Raw genomic sequence first — 18,451 nt, forward strand, 5'->3', positions numbered from 1 at the left:
AGAAAGCGGCAGGCATTCTGGGTCAGACGCAGGAAAGGCAGCGTAGAGCACGCGCGATTTTGTTCAATTTTGCGCAGGAGATCGCGAGGCGGTTTTGTAGCCTCGTTCCTTACAGGTAGCGCGGCTGGCAACGACGCCTTCGCTGTTCGTAAATAGGTCCGCACAACCTCACCCGGAAACGTTTCGGCCATGAATTTGCGGAGAACCATCATGCCCGCCTGTATCGTTACAAACTGCTCAACCGAGAGCTCTGTCTGCGCCACCCATAACCCGATCAAGCTGACACCCCGCGAGCAGGAGGTACTGCTCTGGTGCGCTTACGCCAAAAGCTCCTGGGAAATCGGCCAGATACTTCAGTGCAAGGAGTCGACCGTGAACTTTCATGTCAGCAACATTCTGCGCAAGTTCGACGTGGAAACTCGCATAGCTGCGGTCATCAAGGCTCTGCGCTACGGAATGCTGCAGCATCAGTGATGCGGCGCTTGCAACGATGAACTGAAAGGAGCTCTTCATGCAGAGCGAAGATTACACACCAGTCCCCCTGGCTCGCTGCCACAGGTTGGCTTGCCACGATCCATTCTGGCCACCTATCGAACTTGAGGGTTTGCGCAACCATTTGCAGTTGTCAGTGCCAATCAGCGATGCGCGGCTGGAAGTGGCCGCCCTGGCCGCTGCTCACAAAGCTGCGGATGAGTTCGCCCAATGGCGCAGGGTTCTGCGCGCGAGGGGTTATAAACGGCTCGCTGACCTGGCCTCCCATGAGCGCCTGAGCCGTTGTTACCTGCTTTCGGTGCAAGCGCATACCCGACGGACGTTGGAACAATGCCTGCAGGTTGTCGAGTGTCTGCCGGGCGGGCAGGGGGAGCTTGGGTATGAGTGAGCCAACCAGTGCCAGCCTTTCCAGTCTGTTTGTCGGCCTGGGGTTAGCATCGTCCATGCCGACGGTGGAAGGCGATGTCGTGTTTGGGGCGGTGCTGGGTGCCTGGTTGGTCGCCAGTACACGGGGGTTCCTGAAGGCTTGGCAACGCTTGGGGTCGCTGTTTCTGTCGGCAGGCGTGGGTTATTTGTTCACGCCGCCGGTACTGCTGATAGCGCCTTTTCTATCGGGCGGAGTTGCAGCCTTCATCGCCGCAGTGGTGGTGATTCCGATCAGCATAAAGGTCATGATCTGGCTCGATACCGCCGAGCTGCGGGATATTCTCAAGCGCTTGCGCAATGGTGGTTGAGCCGCTCAGCGACCGGGATGCAGTAAGCGAGTCATTTCCTCGACCTGACGCTCCAGGTTACTGATGCGTAGTTTTTCCTCTACTGCCTGCGCGATCACTTGCTGGTCCTGCAGGCTAAGCGTTCGCAGCCGGGTGAGCAGTTGCGTCTCCCACTCCTGCAGGGCTGGCGCTGTAGGAGGCGAGTCGTAAGACAAGCTTCGTTGTTGAGGGCCGTTCCCGAGTATTAACCAATCCAATGCCACGCCATGACGTTCAGCCAAGTCTATGCATAATGAGTACGGCACGCTGTCCCGCCCTTTCCAGCTGCTGACTGTTTGCGGGCTTACGCCCAGCGCATAAGATAGCTCTGAGTCGGTTGTTGTTGCAGTGATGTGCTTCATTCGGCGCAGGACGGCATCAAATCCTTTTGTACTCATTGTGCGTAGTCCTGTGATGGGCTTGTATAATCCCCTGCAAATAAATACTCAATTTGAGTAGTTATGGTTCGCAACGTAAAACCATTTTCAAGGAAACCAACTCTCGATGAGAAACCCAAGGAAAAAAAGGAAAAAAATCTCTTCTCATTTTTGCTCGAGCTTACATCAGTTTGCGGAGTGTATGAATTTTTACCTAAAAGGCGTGGCGTTTTGTAATTTAGGTGTAGGAAAACTTCAGTGGTTGGCTGAATCCAACGGGAGGCACTCGTGAGCACTTACAAGTTGGTGTGCCCGCATTGCAAAAGCCGCATGCGTATTCGTACCAGCGAGGGGCGGCATATCTTCTTGCGGGTGGCTTATTTGCAGTGCACCGCCGAAGCATGCGGTTGGTCGGTGCGCGCCGAGTTCGAAATGACCCATGAACTTTCCCCCAGTGGCATGCCCAACCCTGATGTGTATTTGCCGCGAGCCGCCGGCGAGTTGCGCAAGGCTGCACTGCAGCCAGTTGCTGCAGAACACATTCAGGTCAAGTCGTGCCGTGACCGTCGAAAGGATGCTTCGGTTCCGAATCAGGAATAGCTGCAGCGGGACGCTGACAGTATTGCAAAACAAAACACCCCGCCGAGGCGGGGTGTTTGTCATTGCGAAGTTGATCAACCGATCAACTGCAGACCTGCATGCTGGACCATGTCCAGCAACGGCTGCGGGTAGACACCCAGGACGAAGGCCAGGATCGCGATCGCCAGCAGCATGACGCCACCGGTACGCTGTTCCCAGTTCAGTGGGGCATCGTGACGACGCAGGTTGGGTTCCATCAGGTACAGGGTGACCATCACGCGCAGGTAGTAGAACACGCCGATGGCACTACCGATCACCAGGGCACCGACCAGCCACCACAGCTGCGACTCGACGCCGGTAGCGATGATGTAGAACTTGCCGATAAAGCCTGCGGTCAGCGGAATACCGGCCAGCGACAGCATCATCACGGTCAGTACTGCGGTCAGGTACGGACGGCGCCAGAACAGGCCGCGGTACTCGTACAGGGCGTCAGCGTCACGACCGTTGTACGGCGAGGACATCAGGGTGATTACGCCGAATGCGCCAAGGCTGGTGATCACGTAGGTGACCAGGTAGACACCGATGGCTTCGACGGCCAGACCCTTGCTCGCCACCAGGGCGATCAGCAGGTAACCGAAGTGGGCAATCGACGAGTAACCGAGCAGACGCTTGAGGTTGCTTTGCGTCAGCGCCAGCAGGTTACCGATCAGGATCGAAGCGACTGCAATCACCGACAGCACGGTGGTCAGTACACCGCTGCTGGCCGCAGGGGAGAGCATGAACAGACGCACGACAACGGCGAACACGGCAACCTTGCTGGCGGTGGCCAGGAAGGCGGCGACTGGTGCTGGAGCACCTTCGTAGACGTCCGGGGTCCACAGGTGGAACGGCACCAGCGACAGTTTGAACGCCAGACCGACCAGCATCATGCCCAGGCCCAGCTGAGCCAGCAGGCTTGGCATGTTGGTGGCGGCCAGCGCCTTGCCGATACCGTCGAAGCTCAGGCTGCCGGCGTCGGCGTACAGCAGGGCCATACCGAACAGCAGGAAGGCGGAACCGGCGGCCGACAGCACCATGTACTTGATGCCGGCTTCCAGCGAACGCTTGTTGAAGAAGGCATAAGCGACCAGGCCGTAGACCGGTACCGAAAGCAGCTCCAGGCCAATGAACAGGCCAGCCAGGTGCTGCGCGCTGACCAGTACCAGGCCACCCAGGGCAGCCATCAGGATCAGCAGGTACAGTTCTTCGCGGTTGCCCGGATAGCCTTTTCCGCCTTCACCCAGGTAGGCGTGAGCAAGGGTTACACAAGCCAGGGTGGCGACCAGGATCAGTGCCATGTACAGGCAGGCGAATTTGTCGATGGTCAGCAGCGGTGTAACCGCCAGTGGCACGACTTTGAGTACCGGCAGGATCGACAGCAGGGCCAGGTTCAGGCCCACGGTCGACAGCAGGAAGGTTTGCGAATGGTTGCGGCGCCAGGCGATTGCCAGCATCACCACGACAACGGTGATGGTGGTAATCAGCAGCGGCGCAAGCGCAATAAAGTGTTGAATCGTCAGGTCCATAGCGCTCTTACCGGGCCGAAGCGAGTTGAGTGAAAGCGGAACCGAGCCACTGCTGTACACCACTCATGGTGGCAGCGGAGGTGTCCAGGAACGGCTGCGGGTAGACGCCCAGCAAGATCAGCAGGCCAGCCAGGCCCAGTACCATGATCATTTCGCGGGTATCCATGCCAGCCAGGACTTCGTCCGATTTCGCCGGGCCGAAGTAGGCACGGTGAATCATGATCAGCGAGTAGACCGAACCGAACACCAGGCCGGAAGTGGCGATGACGGTGACCCATGGCGAAGCCACGAAGCTGCCGATCAGGATCAGGAACTCGCCCACGAAGTTACCGGTACCCGGCAAGCCCAGCGACGCGGCGGCGAAGAACAGGCTGATCGCCGGCAGGTAGGCAATGCGATGCCACAGGCCGCCCATCTCACGCATGTCACGGGTATGCAGGCGCTCGTACAGCTGGCCGGCGAGGATAAACAGTGCAGCAGCCGAGAGACCGTGAGCCAGCATCTGGATCACCGCGCCTTGCAGCGCTTGCTGGCTGCCGGAGTAGATACCGATCAGCACGAAGCCCATGTGCGAAACGCTGGAGAAGGCAACCAGGCGCTTGATGTCGGTCTGTGCGAACGCCAGGAAGGCACCGTAGAAAATCCCGATCAGACCCAGGGTCATGGCAATCGGCGCGAACTCGGCCGAAGCGTTCGGGAACAGCGGCAGGGCGAAACGCAGCAGGCCGTAGGCAGCGGTTTTCAGCAAGATACCGGCAAGGTCGACCGAACCTGCGGTCGGTGCCTGGGCGTGCGCGTCAGGCAGCCAGGAGTGGAACGGTACCACCGGCAGCTTGACCGCAAAGGCGATGAAGAAGCCGAGCATCAACACGTATTCAGTGGCAGGTGGCAGTTCAGCCTTGAGTAACTGGGTGTAATCGAAGGTGATCACACCGGTGTTGCTGTAGTTGACCAGTACCAGGCCAAGGATCGCCACCAGCATGATCAGACCGCTGGCCTGAGTGAAGATGAAGAACTTGGTTGCGGCGTAGATCCGGGTCTTCTTGCCGTCGGAGGAGCTGTGACCCCAGAGCGCGATGAGGAAATACATCGGCACCAGCATCATTTCCCAGAAGAAGAAGAACAGGAACAGGTCCAGGGCCAGGAACACACCGACCACGCCGCCCAGGATCCACATCAGGTTGAGGTGGAAGAAGCCGACGTGGCGCTGGATCTCTTTCCAGGAACACAGTACCGAGAGCACACCGAGCAGGCCGGTAAGCAGGATCATCAGCAGCGACAGGCCATCGAGGGCCAGGTGCAGGCTGATGCCGAAGCGCTCGATCCACAGCACTTTGAATTCGACCGCCCACTCAGGCGCAGCGCCTGGTGCAGGGGCCAGGGTGTAGTCCCCGTTGGCCCACAGCCAGAGGCCGATACCAAGCAGCAGGGACATGGTCAGCAGCGCAATCCAGCGTGGCAGGGTGGCGCCGAAGCGCTCACCCAGCCAGCACAGCAGGCCGCCGATAAAGGGGATCAGGATCAGCCAAGGCAAAATCATGACGGGCTCAATTCCTTTCGCAAAGTCGCAAGGTTCATATCAGACCGCAGCCATAACAACGGCACCGAGTACAAGCACGGCACCTACGGCGATCGAAGCGGTATACCAGCGCAGCTGACCGGTTTCGGTTTTGCTCATGGCGGCATGACCGCCTTTTGCCATACGCGGAATCAGGCCAATACTGCGGTCAACCGGATCCTTGCGCAGGATGTGGGCGATCAGCAGGTAAGGTTTGACGAACAGCTTGTCGTAGATCCAGTCGAAGCCCCAGGCGGCGAACCACCAGGCCGACAACACACGACCGATGCCGCTGTTGGCGATCGCAGTTACCAGGCGACGCTTGCCGAGGAACAGCACCGCGGCCAGCAGGATGCCGGCGATGGCGATGGCACCCGAAGCGATTTCCAGGCTGTGCTTGGCTTCGCCGCCGGCATGGCCGACGCTTTGCGGCAGCACGCCCGCCAGTGGTGGATGAATCCAGGCACCGACGAAGGTCGACAGCACGATCAGCACACCCAGTGGCAGCCAATGGGAGATCCCGTGGCCGGCATGCGCTTCGGTCTTGGCTTCGCCGTGGAAGGCGATGAAGATTAGGCGGAAGGTGTACAGCGAGGTCATGAAGGCACCGACCAGACCGGCGTACAGCAGGCCGTTGTTGCCACTGGCGAAGGCTTCCCAGAGGATCTCGTCCTTGGAGTAGAAACCGGCGGTCAGCAGCGGCAGGGCAGCCAGGGCGGCACCACCGACGATGAAGCTGGCGTAGGCCAGCGGCAGTTTCTTCCACAGGCCGCCCATCTTGAAGATGTTCTGCTCGTGGTGGCAGGCAACGATCACCGCACCGGAAGCAAGGAACAGCAGGGCCTTGAAGAAGGCGTGGGTCATCAGGTGGAAGATTGCGCCTTCCCAGGCACCGACGCCCAGGGCCAGAAACATGTAGCCGATCTGGCTCATGGTCGAGTAGGCGAGGATACGCTTGATGTCGGTTTGAACCAGAGCAGCAAAGCCGGCCAGGACCAGGGTCACGCCGCCGACCACACCGACCAGGTGCAGTACGTCAGGGGCCAAGGCGAACAGGCCGTGGGTACGGGCGATCAGGTAGACACCGGCGGTAACCATGGTTGCCGCGTGGATCAGTGCCGACACCGGGGTAGGGCCGGCCATCGCGTCTGCAAGCCAGGTCTGCAGCGGCAGCTGGGCGGACTTACCGACCGCACCACCGAGCAGCATCAGGGTTGCCAGGACCATCCAGAAATCGCCGGCCTGGAACTTCTGCGGCGCCAGTACCAGCAGCTCTTGCACGTTGAGGGTGCCGAGTTGGGCGAACAGGATGAACAGGCCGATGGCCATGAACACGTCGCCGATACGGGTAACGATGAAGGCTTTGAGTGCAGCGTTACCGTTGTTGCGGTTGCTGTAGTAGAAACCGATCAACAGGTAAGAGCACAGGCCCACGCCTTCCCAACCGAAGTAGATGAACAGCAGGTTGTCGCCCAGGACCAGGAACAGCATGCTGGCGATGAACAGGTTGGTGTAGGCGAAGAAGCGCGAGTAGCCGGCCTCACCGCGCATGTACCAGGACGCGAACAGGTGGATCAGGAAGCCGACTCCGGTGACCACGCCGAGCATGGTGACCGACAGGCCGTCCACGTACAGGGTGAAGTTCGGCGCAAAGCCGTCCACCGACATCCACTGCCACAGCAGCTGGCTGTACGCACCGCCTTCAGGCGGCGCGACGTTGAACTGCCAGATCACGTAGGCGGCCACGGCGGCCGAGAGGCCCACCGAACCGACGCCGACCAGTGCCGACAGGTTCTCGGACCAGCGACCGCGCGAGAACGACAGCAGCAGGAAGCCGATCAGGGGGAATACGAACGTCAGAAAGATAAGGTTCATCCGCGCATCTCACTGGCAGCATCGATGTCGAGAGTGTGGAAGCGGCGATACAGCTGCAGCAGGATCGCCAGGCCGATACTGGCCTCGGCGGCTGCCAGGCTGATCACCAGGATGAACATGATCTGTCCATCCGGCTGCGCCCAGCGGGCGCCGGCGACGATGAAGGCCAGTGCGGCGGCGTTCATCATGATTTCCAGGCTCATCAACACGAAAAGAATGTTGCGGCGCACCATCAGGCCGACGAGGCCGAGGCAGAACAGGATGCCGGCGACTGCCAGGCCATGCTCGAGAGGAATTGCAGGCATGTGATTACTCCTTCGCCTCGTTGCGGCCGAGGTGGAAAGCCGTCACCGCTGCAGCGAGCAGCAGCATCGAGGCCAGTTCCACCACCAGCAGGTAAGGACCATACAGGCTGATGCCGACCGCTTTGGCGTCGACCGTAGTGTGGCCGATGCCGGCGCCGCTATCACTGCTGAACAGCACATACAGCAGTTCGAGCAGCAGCAGCGCGGCCAGGACCACAGGCCCCAGCCAGATACCCGGCTTGAGCCAACCACGTTCCTGGGCGACCGAAGCCGGCCCCAGGTTGAGCATCATCACCACGAAGACGAACAGCACCATGATGGCGCCAGCGTAGGCAATCACTTCCAGAACACCGGCGAACGGGGCGCCGAGGGCGAAGAAAGTCATCGCCACGGAGATCAGCGAAATGATCAGGTAGAGCAGGGCGTGCACGGGGTTGGTGTTGGTGATCACCCGAAGGGTGGACACCACAGCGACACCGGATGCGAAATAGAAAGCGAATTCCATCTTTCTTCCTTAAGGGAGCAAGCTCTTCACGTTGATCGGCTCGGCTTCGTTCTGCGCGGCGCCTTTCGGCTTGCCGGCAACAGCCATACCTGCAACACGGTAGAAGTTGTAGTCAGGGTTCTTGCCGGGACCGGAGATCAGCAGATCTTCTTTCTCGTACACCAGATCCTGACGTTTGAACTCGGCCATTTCGAAATCCGGTGTCAGCTGGATCGCGGTGGTCGGGCAGGCTTCCTCGCAGAGGCCGCAGAAAATGCAACGGGAGAAGTTGATGCGGAAGAACTCCGGGTACCAACGACCGTCTTCTGTCTCGGCTTTCTGCAGTGAGATGCAACCGACCGGGCATGCCACGGCACACAGGTTGCACGCTACACAGCGCTCTTCGCCATCCGGGTCGCGGGTCAGGACGATGCGGCCACGGTAGCGTGGCGGCAGGTAGACCGGCTCTTCGGGGTACTGCAGGGTGTCACGTTTGCGAAAACCGTGAGAGAACACCATCACCAGGCTGCGCAGCTGAGTGCCTGTGCCCTTAACGATGTCGCCAATATACTTGAACATGGGTCAAATCCTCACTGGGCCGCAACAGCTGGCGTGTTGAGCAACACAAGCGCAGCGGTCACCAGCAAATTGATCAGGGTCAGCGGCAGGCAGAACTTCCAGCCGAAGTCCATCACCTGGTCATAGCGCGGGCGCGGGATCGAAGCGCGCAGCAGGATGAACAGCATGATGAAGAACGCGGTTTTCAGGGCGAACCACAGGAACGGCACTTGCGGCAGAATGCCGAACGGACCGTGCCAGCCACCGAAGAACAGGGTTACCAGCAGCGCCGAGACCAGAATGATGCCGATGTACTCACCGACGAAGAACATGCCCCATTTCATGCCGGCATATTCAATGTGGTAGCCGTCGGCCAGTTCCTGTTCTGCTTCTGGCTGGTCGAACGGGTGACGGTGAGTCACGGCGACGCCAGCGATGAAGAAGGTGCAGAAACCGAAGAACTGCGGAATGATGAACCACAGGTTCTGGGCCTGGTAGTCAACGATGTCGCGCATGTTGAACGAGCCGACCTGGGCAACGATACCCATCAGCGCCAAGCCCATGAACACTTCGTACGACACGGTCTGGGCCGAGGCCCGCAGGCTGCCGAGCAGGGCGTACTTGTTGTTCGACGACCAGCCGGCGAACAGTACGGCGTACACCGACAGACCGGCCATGGCGAAGAAGAACAGCAGGCCGATGTTCAGGTCCGCGACACCCCAGGTCGGGGTGATCGGGATGATGGCGAAGGCGATCAGCAAGGCACTCATGGCCACGACCGGCGCCAGGGTGAAGATCATCTTGTCGACGAAGGGCGGGTTCCAGTCTTCCTTGAAGAACATCTTCAGCATGTCGGCTGCGATCTGGAACATGCCGAACGGACCGACGCGGTTCGGACCGTAACGGTCCTGCCACCAGCCCAGCAGGCGCCGCTCGACAAAGCTGAGCAGCGCACCGCAAACCACCACGGCCAGCAGGATGACAATGGCCTTGACGACGGTAATGATCACATCGATCACTTCAGGGGTGAACCAGGTCATTGTGCTGCCTCCTGCAAGCCTTCGACGGATGCACCGAAGATGACAGGCGGAATGCCGGCCAGGCCTTTGGGCAGGGCAACCAGGCCTGCGCCCAGTTCTTCATTGATACGCAAAGGCAGACGCAGGGTCTGACCTGCAACGTTCAGGCTGAGCATCGCACCGTCGTTGACGCCCAGGCGGTCGGCTTCGGACTTGGCCAGGCCAACATAGGCCTGCGGGATGCGTTCCTGTACCGGAGCGGCGCGCGAGGAGTTCTCTTCGCTGCCGAACAGGTGGTAGAACGGCACGACCTGCCAGGTGCCACGCGCCGGGGAGAAGGCCGCCGGTACGCTGGCGAACCAGTTCAGCTTGTCGCCCTGGGTTTCGATCAGGCGGGTGCCTGGGTCGCCTGCGCGCAGGTGACCACCGACCTCGTCCTGGAACTTGTTCCAGGCTTGTGGCGAGTTCCAGCCCGGGGACCAGGCGAACGGCACTTGCGAACGCGGTTCGGCCGAGCCCGAGTAGCCTTCCATGGAGAAGGCGAAGGCGCTGTCTTTGTCCTGCGGGGTACGTGGCTCGTGCACGCTGATGTTGGCGCGCATGGCGGTACGGCCGGAGTAGCGCAGCGGCTCACGCGCAAGCTTCATGCCCTTGATGCGGAACGAAGCGGATGGCGCGGCGTTGACGATGCCGCTCAGTTGCGGAGCGACCGAGGCGCAGGCGCTGGTGACGTGGTCGAGCTGGGTCCAGTCCACCGGTTTGTTGAGCAGGGTTGCACGCAGTGCGTGCATCCAGCGCCAGCCTTCGTGAACCAGGATGCTGCTGTCCAGGTAGGTCGGATCGAACACCTGGAAGAAGCGCTGGGCACGGCCTTCCTGGCTGACCAGGGTGCCGTCGCCTTCGGCGAAGGTTGCCGCTGGCAGGACCAGGTGAGCGCGCTCGACGGTCGGGGTTTTCTGGTGGTCGGCGACGATCACTACCTTGGCGGCGGCCAGGGCGGCGTCGACCTTGGCTGCTGCTACGCGACTGTACAGGTCGTTCTCGAGGACGACGATGGCGTCGGCCTTGCCGGCAATCACTGCGTCCAGCGCGGCGTCGATGGACTCGCCACCGAGCATGGCCATACCCAGGCTGTTGGCCTCAGGCACCACCAGGCTCAGCGAGCCGTTCTTCTCGCGCAGCTTCAGGGCTTTGGCGATGTTGGCAGCGGCTTCGATCAGCGCGCTTGAGGCCAGCGAGGTACCGGCAACCACCAACGGACGGTTGGCGGCAACCAGGGCGTCGGCGATGCGCTTGGCCAGGGCCAGGGCTTCGGCGTCCAGGCCTTCGACGGCAGGGGCGCTCGGATCGATGGCGTGGGCCACGGCGAAACCGATGCGGGCCAGGTCGTCCGGCGCTGCGTGTACGCATTCTTCAGCGACGTCATCGAGCTTGGTTTCAGCCAGGCTGGCGATGAACAGCGGATACATGGCGTGTTGGCCGATGTTCTTCACTGCGGCATCGAGCCATGGTTGAACGCGCATGGCATCGGCCATGGCTTCGGCCTTGCCCTTGACCGACTGGCGCAGGGCCAGGGCCACACGGGCAGCGGTCTGGGTCAGGTCTTCGCCGAGCACGAACACTGCGTCATGGTCTTCCATGTCGCGCAGGGTCGGCACTGGCAGCGGGCTGTCGTTCAGTACCTGCAGAGCCAGACGCACGCGAGCCAGTTCACCGGCTTCCATACCCGAGTAGAAGTGCTCGGCACCGACCAGCTCGCGCAGGCCGTAGTTGCTTTCCAGGCTGGCGCGTGGCGAACCGATACCGACGATGTTGCGACCGCGCAGCATGTCGGCGGCTTTATCCAGCGCCGCGTCCAGGCTCAGCTTGCTGCCATCGGCCAGCAGCGGCTGACGTGGACGGTCTTCGCGGTTGACGTAGCCATAGCCGAAGCGGCCACGGTCACACAGGAAGTACTGGTTGACCGAACCGTTATAGCGGTTTTCGATGCGGCGCAGTTCGCCGTAACGCTCACCCGGGCTGATGTTGCAGCCGCTGGAGCAGCCATGGCAGATGCTCGGGGCAAACTGCATGTCCCATTTACGGTTGTAGCGCTCGGAGTGGGTCTTGTCGGTGAATACGCCAGTCGGGCAGACCTCGGTGAGGTTGCCGGAGAACTCGCTTTCGAGGGTGCCGTCTTCAACGCGACCGAAGTACACGTTGTCGTGGGCACCGAAGACGCCCAGGTCGGTACCGCCAGCGTAATCTTTGTAGTAACGCACGCAACGGTAGCAGGCGATGCAGCGGTTCATCTCGTGGGCGATGAACGGGCCGAGCTCCTGGTTCTGGTGGGTACGCTTGGTGAAGCGATAGCGGCGCTCGTTGTGGCCGGTCATCACTGTCATGTCTTGCAGGTGGCAGTGACCGCCTTCCTCACAGACCGGGCAGTCGTGCGGGTGGTTGGTCATCAGCCATTCGACGACGCTGGCACGGAATACCTTGGCTTCTTCGTCTTCGATGGAAATCCAGCTGCCATCGGTGGCAGGGGTCATGCAGGACATGACGATGCGACCACGGGTGTCGTTTTCGTCGGTGTACTGCTTGACCGCACACTGGCGGCAGGCACCGACGCTACCGAGCGCCGGGTGCCAGCAGAAATAGGGGATGTCGAGGCCTAGCGACAGACACGCCTGTAACAGGTTGTCTGCGCCGTTGACTTCGAGCTCTTTGCCGTCTACGTGGATAGTGGCCATGGTTCAAAGTTCTTCGTTGGCCCGCGTCTGCGGGCGTGGCTAATGGAAAACTGTGTGCCTGCAGCCCGCTACAGGTGTCCCCGGGCGAGCTGTGCAAGCAGCGGACGGCACGGACCGTCCGCATTTCTATTCGTTAGGCGCCGACTACGATCGGCTTCGCCAGGTCCGGGCGCAGGCCGGCAGCGGCGCTAGCCGGTGCCTGGCTGGCGATGCCAGCCTCGAACTCAGGACGGAAGTACTTGATCGCGCTACCCAGCGGTTCAACAGCGCCCGGTGCGTGTGCACAGAAGGTCTTGCCTGGGCCGAGGAAACCGACCAGACCCAGCAACGTCTCGATGTCGCCCTGCTGGCCCTGGCCTTTCTCGAGGGCGCGCAGGAGCTTGACGCTCCATGGCAGGCCGTCGCGGCACGGGGTGCAGAAGCCACAGGATTCGCGGGCAAAGAACTCTTCCATGTTGCGCAGCAGCGACACCATGTTGACGCTGTCGTCCACGGCCATGGCCAGGCCGGTACCCATACGGGTGCCAACCTTGGCGATGCCACCGGCGTACATTTGTGCGTCCAGGTGCTCGGGCAGCAGGAAGCCGGTACCGGCGCCACCGGGCTGCCAGCACTTGAGCTTGAAGCCGTCGCGCATGCCGCCGGCGTAGTCTTCGAACAGCTCGCGGGCGCTGACGCCGAACGGCAGTTCCCACAGGCCAGGGTTCTTGACCTTGCCGGAGAAGCCCATCAGCTTGGTGCCGTGGTCTTCAGAACCTTCGCGGGCCAGCGACTTGTACCAGTCGATGCCGTTGCCGACGATGGCCGGTACGTTGCACAGGGTCTCGACGTTGTTCACGCAGGTCGGCTTGCCCCAGACGCCAACGGCGGCAGGGAAGGGCGGCTTGGAGCGCGGGTTGGCACGACGGCCTTCGAGGGAGTTGATCAGGGCGGTTTCTTCACCGCAGATGTAGCGACCGGCACCTGTGTGGACGAACAGCTCGAAGTCGAAGCCGCTGCCGAGGATGTTCTTGCCCAGCAGGCCTGCAGCCTTGGCTTCCTCAACGGCACGGTTGAGGTTGCGTGCTGCGGTGGTGTATTCGCCACGCAGGAAGATGTAGCCGCGGTAGGCTTTCAGCGCACGAGCGCTGATCAGCATGCCTTCGATCAGCAGATGGGGCTGTTGCTCCATCAGCATGCGGTCTTTCCAGGTGTTGGGCTCCATTTCATCCGCGTTGCACAGCAGGTAGCGGATGTTCATGGATTCGTCTTTGGGCATCAGGCCCCATTTGACGCCCGTCGGGAAGCCCGCGCCGCCACGGCCCTTGAGGCCGGAATCTTTCACGGTCTGGACGATATCGTCCTGGGACATCTGTGCCAGCGCCTTGCGGGCGGCGGTGTAGCCGTCCTTGGCCTGGTACTCGTCCAGCCAGACCGGCTCGCCGTCGTCGCGCAGGCGCCAGGTCAGCGGGTGCGTTTCGGCGTTGCGAGCAATGCGGTTGGCCGGACCGAAGGAAGTGATGGTCATACGTAACCCTCCAGCAACTTGGAGACGCCAGCAGGCTGGACATCGCCAAAGGTGTCGTCGTCGATCATCAGTGCCGGGGCCTTGTCGCAGTTACCCAGGCAGCACACCGGCAGCAGGGTGAAGCGGCCGTCGGCGGTGGTCTGGCCCAGGCCAATACCCAGCTCGCTCTGGATCTGGCTGACCACGGACTCGTGGCCGCCGATGTAGCAGACCATGCTGTCGCAAACGCGGATGATGTGCCGGCCAACCGGCTGACGGAAGATCTGACTATAGAAGGTGGCCACGCCTTCGACATCGCTGGCAGGAATGCCGAGCACTTCGCCGATGGCATAGATGGCGCCGTCAGGCACCCAGCCGCGTTCCTTCTGAACGATCTTCAGGGCTTCGATGGACGCCGCGCGCGGGTCCTCGTAGTGATGCATCTCGTGCTCGATGGCCGAGCGCTCGGTTTCGCTCAGGGCGAAACGGTCGGTTTGGATAAGCGTGCTGTTCATGCTTAGCGGTCCACGTCAGCCATAACGAAGTCGATACTGCCCAGGTACGCAATGAGGTCCGCGACCATGCTGCCGCGGATCACCGAAGGGATCTGCTGCAGGTGCGGGTAGCTCGGGGTGCGAATCCGGGTGCGGTAGCTCATGGTGCCGCCGTCGCTCGTCAGGTAGTAACTGTTGATGCCCTTGGTCGCCTCGATCATCTGGAAGGACTCGTTGGCCGGCATGACCGGGCCCCACGACACTTGCAGGAAGTGAGTGATCAGGGTTTCGATGTGCTGCAGGGTGCGCTCTTTCGGCGGCGGCGTGGTCAGCGGGTGATCCGCTTTGTACGGGCCTTCCGGCATGTTGCGCAGGCACTGGTCGATGATGCGGATACTCTGGCGCATCTCTTCGACGCGGACCATGCAGCGATCGTAGGCATCGCCGTTGTGGGCCAGCGGTACTTCGAACTCGAAGTTCTCGTAGCCGGAGTAAGGGCGGGCTTTGCGCAGGTCGAAGTCCAGGCCGGTGGAACGCAGGCCGGCACCGGTGACGCCCCATTCCAGGGCCTCTTTGGTGTTGTACTGGGCAACGCCGATGGTCCGGCCCTTGAGGATGCTGTTCTGCAGGGCGGCCTTGGTGTACTCGTCGAGGCGCTTTGGCAGCCATTCGACGAAGTCTTTCACCAGTTTGTCCCAGCCGCGCGGCAGGTCGTGGGCGACGCCACCGATGCGGTACCAGGCCGGGTGCAGACGGAAGCCGGTGATGGCTTCGATCACGGTGTAGGCACGCTGACGGTCGGTAAAGGTGAAGAATACCGGGGTCATGGCACCGACGTCCTGGATATAGGTACCCAGGAACAGCAGGTGACTGGTGATCCGGAAGAACTCGGCCAGCATGATGCGGATTACGTCGACCTTCTGTGGCACCTGGATGCCGGCCAGTTTCTCGACCGCGAGCACGTACGGCAGGTTGTTCATCACCCCGCCGAGGTAGTCGATACGGTCGGTGTAAGGAATGAAGCTGTGCCAGGACTGACGCTCGGCCATTTTCTCGGCGCCACGGTGGTGGTAACCGATGTCCGGGACGCAGTCGACGATCTCTTCACCGTCCAGCTGCAGGACGATACGGAAGGCACCGTGAGCCGAAGGGTGGTTCGGGCCGAGGTTGAGGAACATGTAGTCCTCGTTGGCGCCTTGGCGTTTCATGCCCCAGGCCTCAGGGTTGAAGCGCGCGGCTTCTTCCTCGAGCTGTTGCTTGGCCAGGGTCAGGCTGTACGGATCGAACTCGGTGGCGCGCGCCGGGTAGTCCTTGCGCAGCGGGTGACCTTCCCAGGTGGGAGGCATCATGATCCGGGTCAGGTGCGGGTGGCCGGCAAAGTCGATGCCGAACATGTCCCAGACTTCGCGCTCGTACCAGTTGGCGTTGGGCCAGATACCGGTCACGGTCGGCAGGTTCAGGTCGCCTTCGGTCAAGGCCACCTTGATCATCACGTCACTGTTCCGTTCCACCGAGAGCAGGTGGTAGAACACGCTGAAGTCGGCACTTGGCAGGCCACGGCGCTGGGTGCGCAGACGCTCGTCCACACCGTGCAGGTCGTAGAGCATGCTGTACGGCTTGGCGACATTGCGCAGGAAGCTCAGGACTTCCTTGAGTTTGGCGCGGGTAACCCAAAGCACCGGCATGCCGGTGCGGGTTTCCTGGGCGACGAACGCCTCGGGGCCAAATTTGTTGTTCAGTTCGACAACCACATCCTGGTCGTCAGCCTTGTAAGGCGGGATATAAATAGCGGTGTCCGCTGTCATGGTCTCGGTCGCTTTCGGTCAACGTAGAGAATGAAGCCAGGCTGCCTGTCGCGCACGCGCAGGCAACAGATAGCTGGATCAGACTTCGTCGGGGCTGCGCAGGTTGGTGACCTGGATGCGCTGTTCACGGCGTTGCTCTTTCTGCGACGGCATCTCGGCACGGTAAATGCCTTGATCACCGACAACCCAGGAAAGAGGACGACGCTCCTGGCCAATCGACTCCTGCAACAGCATCAAGCCTTGCAGGAAGGCTTCAGGGCGAGGCGGGCAGCCGGGTACATAGACATCCACGGGGAGGAACTTGTCGACCCCCTGAACGACCGAGTAAATGTCGTACATGCCGCCGGAGTTGGCGCACGAACCCATGGAGATGACCCACTTGGGTTCAAGCATCTGCTCGTACAGGCGCTGGATGATCGGCGCCATCTTGATGAAGCAGGTGCCGGCGATAACCATGAAGTCGGCCTGACGCGGCGATGCCCGGATGACTTCGGCGCCGAAGCGGGCGATGTCGTGGGGCGCCGTGAAGGCCGTGGTCATTTCCACGTAGCAGCAGGAGAGGCCGAAGTTGTACGGCCACAGGGAGTTCTTACGCCCCCAGTTGACCGCGCCACTGAGCACATCTTCAAGTTTGCCCATGAAGATGTTCTTGTGGACCTGGTCCTCTAGCAGCGAATCGGAGACGGTTTCCCGCTCTCCGATTGGATATTGCTCGTTGGGAGCATCCGGGTCGATTCTGGTGAGATTGTATTGCATTGCCAAAGCCTCATTGTTTCAGCTTCGCTTGCCGCTTACGGCGAGATTCCGGAGCCCAATCAAGCGCCCCCACTCGATAAAGGTAGACAAGACCTGCCAACAGAATTGCTATGAAAACGAGAGCTTCGACGAATCCGGTCCAGCCGCTTTCGCGGACGGACACAGACCATGCAAAGAGAAAGAGGGCTTCGATATCGAAGATCACGAACAGCATCGCGACCAGATAGAATTTGGCTGACAGGCGCAAGCGGGCGCCGCCAGTAGGCAGCATGCCGGACTCGAAGGGTTCGTTCTTGCTGCGGCCCCAGGCCTTGCTACCGAGGAGGGCGGACAGGCCGAGCATGAAGGCACACAGGCCAACGACACCCAAAAGGAAAATGGCAAAGCCCCAGTTATGGGCGATGAGTCCTGTCGAATCGGGCATGCTGAAAATCCTTATACAGAGACCAGTCTCTGCGGCTTGGAAAGTAGTAAAGCAGTGACGATATGTCGCAGCGGAATCTATCGTGCTGATTTTATGGGTAAACCCGGTGCAAGTAAAATTTCTGCAGCAAATTTATTCGTAGGATTAAGAACAAAAAACTTTCATAACGCGCTGCAGGCCGCATGGGGCGGGCATTGTCTCGGGTTTTGTTAATTATGTTTCTTGCAAAGGGTAATGAAGTCGAAACTTCGAAATGATAATTAATATCATTTGAAGCTATGCAATTCGTCCTACTGTTCAGGTCAACTACAAAGTTGTGCGGCATGGGCTTCACCTGCAAGTTTCCACACCCCGTGTTTTAACCGAATTTATTTTGCCGTGCCGCGGTCTGGATCAAGGTTTTTGCTGAGCGTCTGGTGTAGACCGAAGCGGCAATCGCCCACTGCCCTAGCCAGTAGGCGAGGATGATCAGGTACGGGGCCGCCTGGAAGTGTGCGACGAAGCGGTCAATGCCGATCAGGCTGTCGGAAAACACGAAGGCGATAGCGCCCAGCGCGGCAACGCCACCGCAGGCCAGGGCGCGCCAGAGCATGGCGCTGATGGCCAGGGCGTACACCGTCACCGGGATCAATAGATCGCCCAGGCCATGGCTGATCAGAATGGCCAGCAGTGTGGTACCAACAAGCGCCGAGATCACCAACGCCGAGGTTGCCCGCTCACGTGTCTCGCTCAGGTAGCCGCGCAGGTAGGCCAGATGGGCGCAAAGAAACGCTGCCAGGCCAAATACGAACAGGTCGCCAGGCACAGCCAAAAGGATATCGCCCAGTACCGAGAAACCCAGGCCAATGGTGATCCAGCGTCGGTAAGGGGATGGTTCGGCGGTCTTTAGCCAGGCGATCAGGGCCAGTACCGGGATCGGTTTGACGGCAAGGCCAAGCAGTGCATTCTGGCTGGCCAGTGCATATATATAGAAAGCTGCGCCGAGCAGCGCCAGGCAGAGCAGGGTAAATGGGCGGAGCATGGCCAATCCTTGGTGTTGTTGTGCACCTAGCATAGCCAATGGGGATTTATAGGGAAGTGGCGAATCGGCCGAATCGCGCGGCACAGTGGGAGCAACTCCCTCGGTGGGAGCGGGGGTGGCCCCCGAGGCGGGGCAGCCATCCCCCCCTCCCCCGGGGGAGATCCCCCCC

The 18,451-nt window shown here is 60.8% G+C and carries 19 protein-coding genes; 4 read left to right on the top strand and 15 right to left on the bottom strand.

Annotated features, from left to right (window positions below):
• The first annotated feature begins 210 nt into the window (after positions 1-210).
• Genes ACO6VD_RS20765 through ACO6VD_RS20775 form a run of 3 tightly spaced genes read left to right on the top strand, consistent with a single transcriptional unit; the run spans position 211 to position 1,226 of the window.
• Positions 211-474 carry a helix-turn-helix domain-containing protein gene (locus ACO6VD_RS20765; RefSeq protein ID WP_422421760.1) on the top strand — a complete coding sequence of 88 codons (264 nt, stop codon included), beginning with the start codon at positions 211-213 and terminating at the stop codon, positions 472-474.
• A 37-nt stretch (positions 475-511) separates the two neighbouring features.
• Positions 512-880, top strand: a complete 369-nt coding sequence (locus tag ACO6VD_RS20770; RefSeq protein ID WP_422421761.1) for a head completion/stabilization protein — start codon at positions 512-514, stop codon at positions 878-880.
• On the top strand, positions 873-1,226 hold the full coding sequence (locus ACO6VD_RS20775) for a putative holin (protein WP_422421763.1): 354 nt from the start codon (positions 873-875) through the stop codon (positions 1,224-1,226). Before ACO6VD_RS20770 ends, ACO6VD_RS20775 begins: the two co-directional genes overlap by 8 nt.
• 5 nt (positions 1,227-1,231) lie before the next feature.
• On the opposite strand, the gene ACO6VD_RS20780 is transcribed toward ACO6VD_RS20775, so the two are convergent.
• Positions 1,232-1,642 carry a helix-turn-helix domain-containing protein gene (locus ACO6VD_RS20780; RefSeq protein ID WP_422421764.1) on the bottom strand — a complete coding sequence of 137 codons (411 nt, stop codon included), beginning with the start codon at positions 1,640-1,642 and terminating at the stop codon, positions 1,232-1,234.
• A gap of 267 nt (positions 1,643-1,909) precedes the next feature.
• Here ACO6VD_RS20780 and ACO6VD_RS20785 point away from each other — a divergent pair, with 267 nt between their 5' ends.
• Positions 1,910-2,221, top strand: coding sequence for an ogr/Delta-like zinc finger family protein (locus tag ACO6VD_RS20785; protein ID WP_422421766.1), 312 nt, complete (start codon positions 1,910-1,912; stop codon positions 2,219-2,221).
• Between the two features lie 74 nt (positions 2,222-2,295).
• Here the strand turns inward: ACO6VD_RS20785 and nuoN are convergent, their stop codons facing one another.
• From nuoN to ACO6VD_RS20855, 14 genes are all read right to left on the bottom strand, one after another.
• Positions 2,296-3,765, bottom strand: coding sequence for an NADH-quinone oxidoreductase subunit NuoN (gene nuoN / locus ACO6VD_RS20790; protein WP_400169990.1), 1,470 nt, complete (start codon positions 3,763-3,765; stop codon positions 2,296-2,298).
• Between the two features lie 7 nt (positions 3,766-3,772).
• On the bottom strand, positions 3,773-5,305 hold the full coding sequence (gene nuoM, locus ACO6VD_RS20795; RefSeq protein WP_400169989.1) for an NADH-quinone oxidoreductase subunit M: 1,533 nt from the start codon (positions 5,303-5,305) through the stop codon (positions 3,773-3,775).
• Between the two features lie 39 nt (positions 5,306-5,344).
• Positions 5,345-7,198 carry an NADH-quinone oxidoreductase subunit L gene (gene nuoL, locus ACO6VD_RS20800; protein WP_422421768.1) on the bottom strand — a complete coding sequence of 618 codons (1,854 nt, stop codon included), beginning with the start codon at positions 7,196-7,198 and terminating at the stop codon, positions 5,345-5,347.
• Positions 7,195-7,503, bottom strand: a complete 309-nt coding sequence (nuoK, locus tag ACO6VD_RS20805; RefSeq protein ID WP_038612823.1) for an NADH-quinone oxidoreductase subunit NuoK — start codon at positions 7,501-7,503, stop codon at positions 7,195-7,197. Before nuoK ends, nuoL begins: the two co-directional genes overlap by 4 nt.
• Positions 7,504-7,507: 4 nt before the next feature.
• Positions 7,508-8,008, bottom strand: a complete 501-nt coding sequence (nuoJ, locus tag ACO6VD_RS20810) for an NADH-quinone oxidoreductase subunit J (protein ID WP_038612821.1) — start codon at positions 8,006-8,008, stop codon at positions 7,508-7,510.
• Positions 8,009-8,017: 9 nt separating this feature from the next.
• Positions 8,018-8,566 carry an NADH-quinone oxidoreductase subunit NuoI gene (gene nuoI / locus ACO6VD_RS20815; protein ID WP_009400993.1) on the bottom strand — a complete coding sequence of 183 codons (549 nt, stop codon included), beginning with the start codon at positions 8,564-8,566 and terminating at the stop codon, positions 8,018-8,020.
• A gap of 11 nt (positions 8,567-8,577) precedes the next feature.
• Entirely contained in the window at positions 8,578-9,585 is a 1,008-nt protein-coding gene (gene nuoH, locus ACO6VD_RS20820) for an NADH-quinone oxidoreductase subunit NuoH (RefSeq protein WP_400169987.1), read from the bottom strand.
• Entirely contained in the window at positions 9,582-12,296 is a 2,715-nt protein-coding gene (nuoG, locus tag ACO6VD_RS20825; RefSeq protein ID WP_422421771.1) for an NADH-quinone oxidoreductase subunit NuoG, read from the bottom strand. Before nuoG ends, nuoH begins: the two co-directional genes overlap by 4 nt.
• A gap of 133 nt (positions 12,297-12,429) precedes the next feature.
• The gene (nuoF, locus tag ACO6VD_RS20830; RefSeq protein ID WP_422421773.1) at positions 12,430-13,803 is read right to left on the bottom strand and encodes an NADH-quinone oxidoreductase subunit NuoF; all 1,374 of its coding nucleotides are present in this window, start codon (positions 13,801-13,803) and stop codon (positions 12,430-12,432) included.
• The gene (gene nuoE / locus ACO6VD_RS20835) at positions 13,800-14,297 is read right to left on the bottom strand and encodes an NADH-quinone oxidoreductase subunit NuoE (protein ID WP_012313767.1); all 498 of its coding nucleotides are present in this window, start codon (positions 14,295-14,297) and stop codon (positions 13,800-13,802) included. The genes nuoF and nuoE overlap by 4 nt, the downstream gene beginning before the upstream one ends.
• Before the next feature lie 2 nt (positions 14,298-14,299).
• Complete coding sequence (nuoC, locus tag ACO6VD_RS20840; RefSeq protein WP_422421775.1) at positions 14,300-16,081, bottom strand: NADH-quinone oxidoreductase subunit C/D; 1,782 nt, start codon at positions 16,079-16,081, stop codon at positions 14,300-14,302.
• A gap of 78 nt (positions 16,082-16,159) precedes the next feature.
• A complete protein-coding gene (locus ACO6VD_RS20845) occupies positions 16,160-16,837 on the bottom strand; it encodes an NADH-quinone oxidoreductase subunit B (protein ID WP_010220398.1) in 678 nt (225 codons plus the stop codon).
• Positions 16,838-16,847: 10 nt separating this feature from the next.
• Positions 16,848-17,261 carry an NADH-quinone oxidoreductase subunit A gene (locus ACO6VD_RS20850; RefSeq protein ID WP_400169983.1) on the bottom strand — a complete coding sequence of 138 codons (414 nt, stop codon included), beginning with the start codon at positions 17,259-17,261 and terminating at the stop codon, positions 16,848-16,850.
• 358 nt (positions 17,262-17,619) lie between these two features.
• On the bottom strand, positions 17,620-18,282 hold the full coding sequence (locus ACO6VD_RS20855) for a lysoplasmalogenase (protein ID WP_422421777.1): 663 nt from the start codon (positions 18,280-18,282) through the stop codon (positions 17,620-17,622).
• Between the last annotated feature and the right edge of the window lie 169 nt (positions 18,283-18,451).

It is taken from the genome of Pseudomonas sp. GZD-222, from assembly GCF_049310525.1.
Classification (GTDB): domain Bacteria; phylum Pseudomonadota; class Gammaproteobacteria; order Pseudomonadales; family Pseudomonadaceae; genus Aquipseudomonas.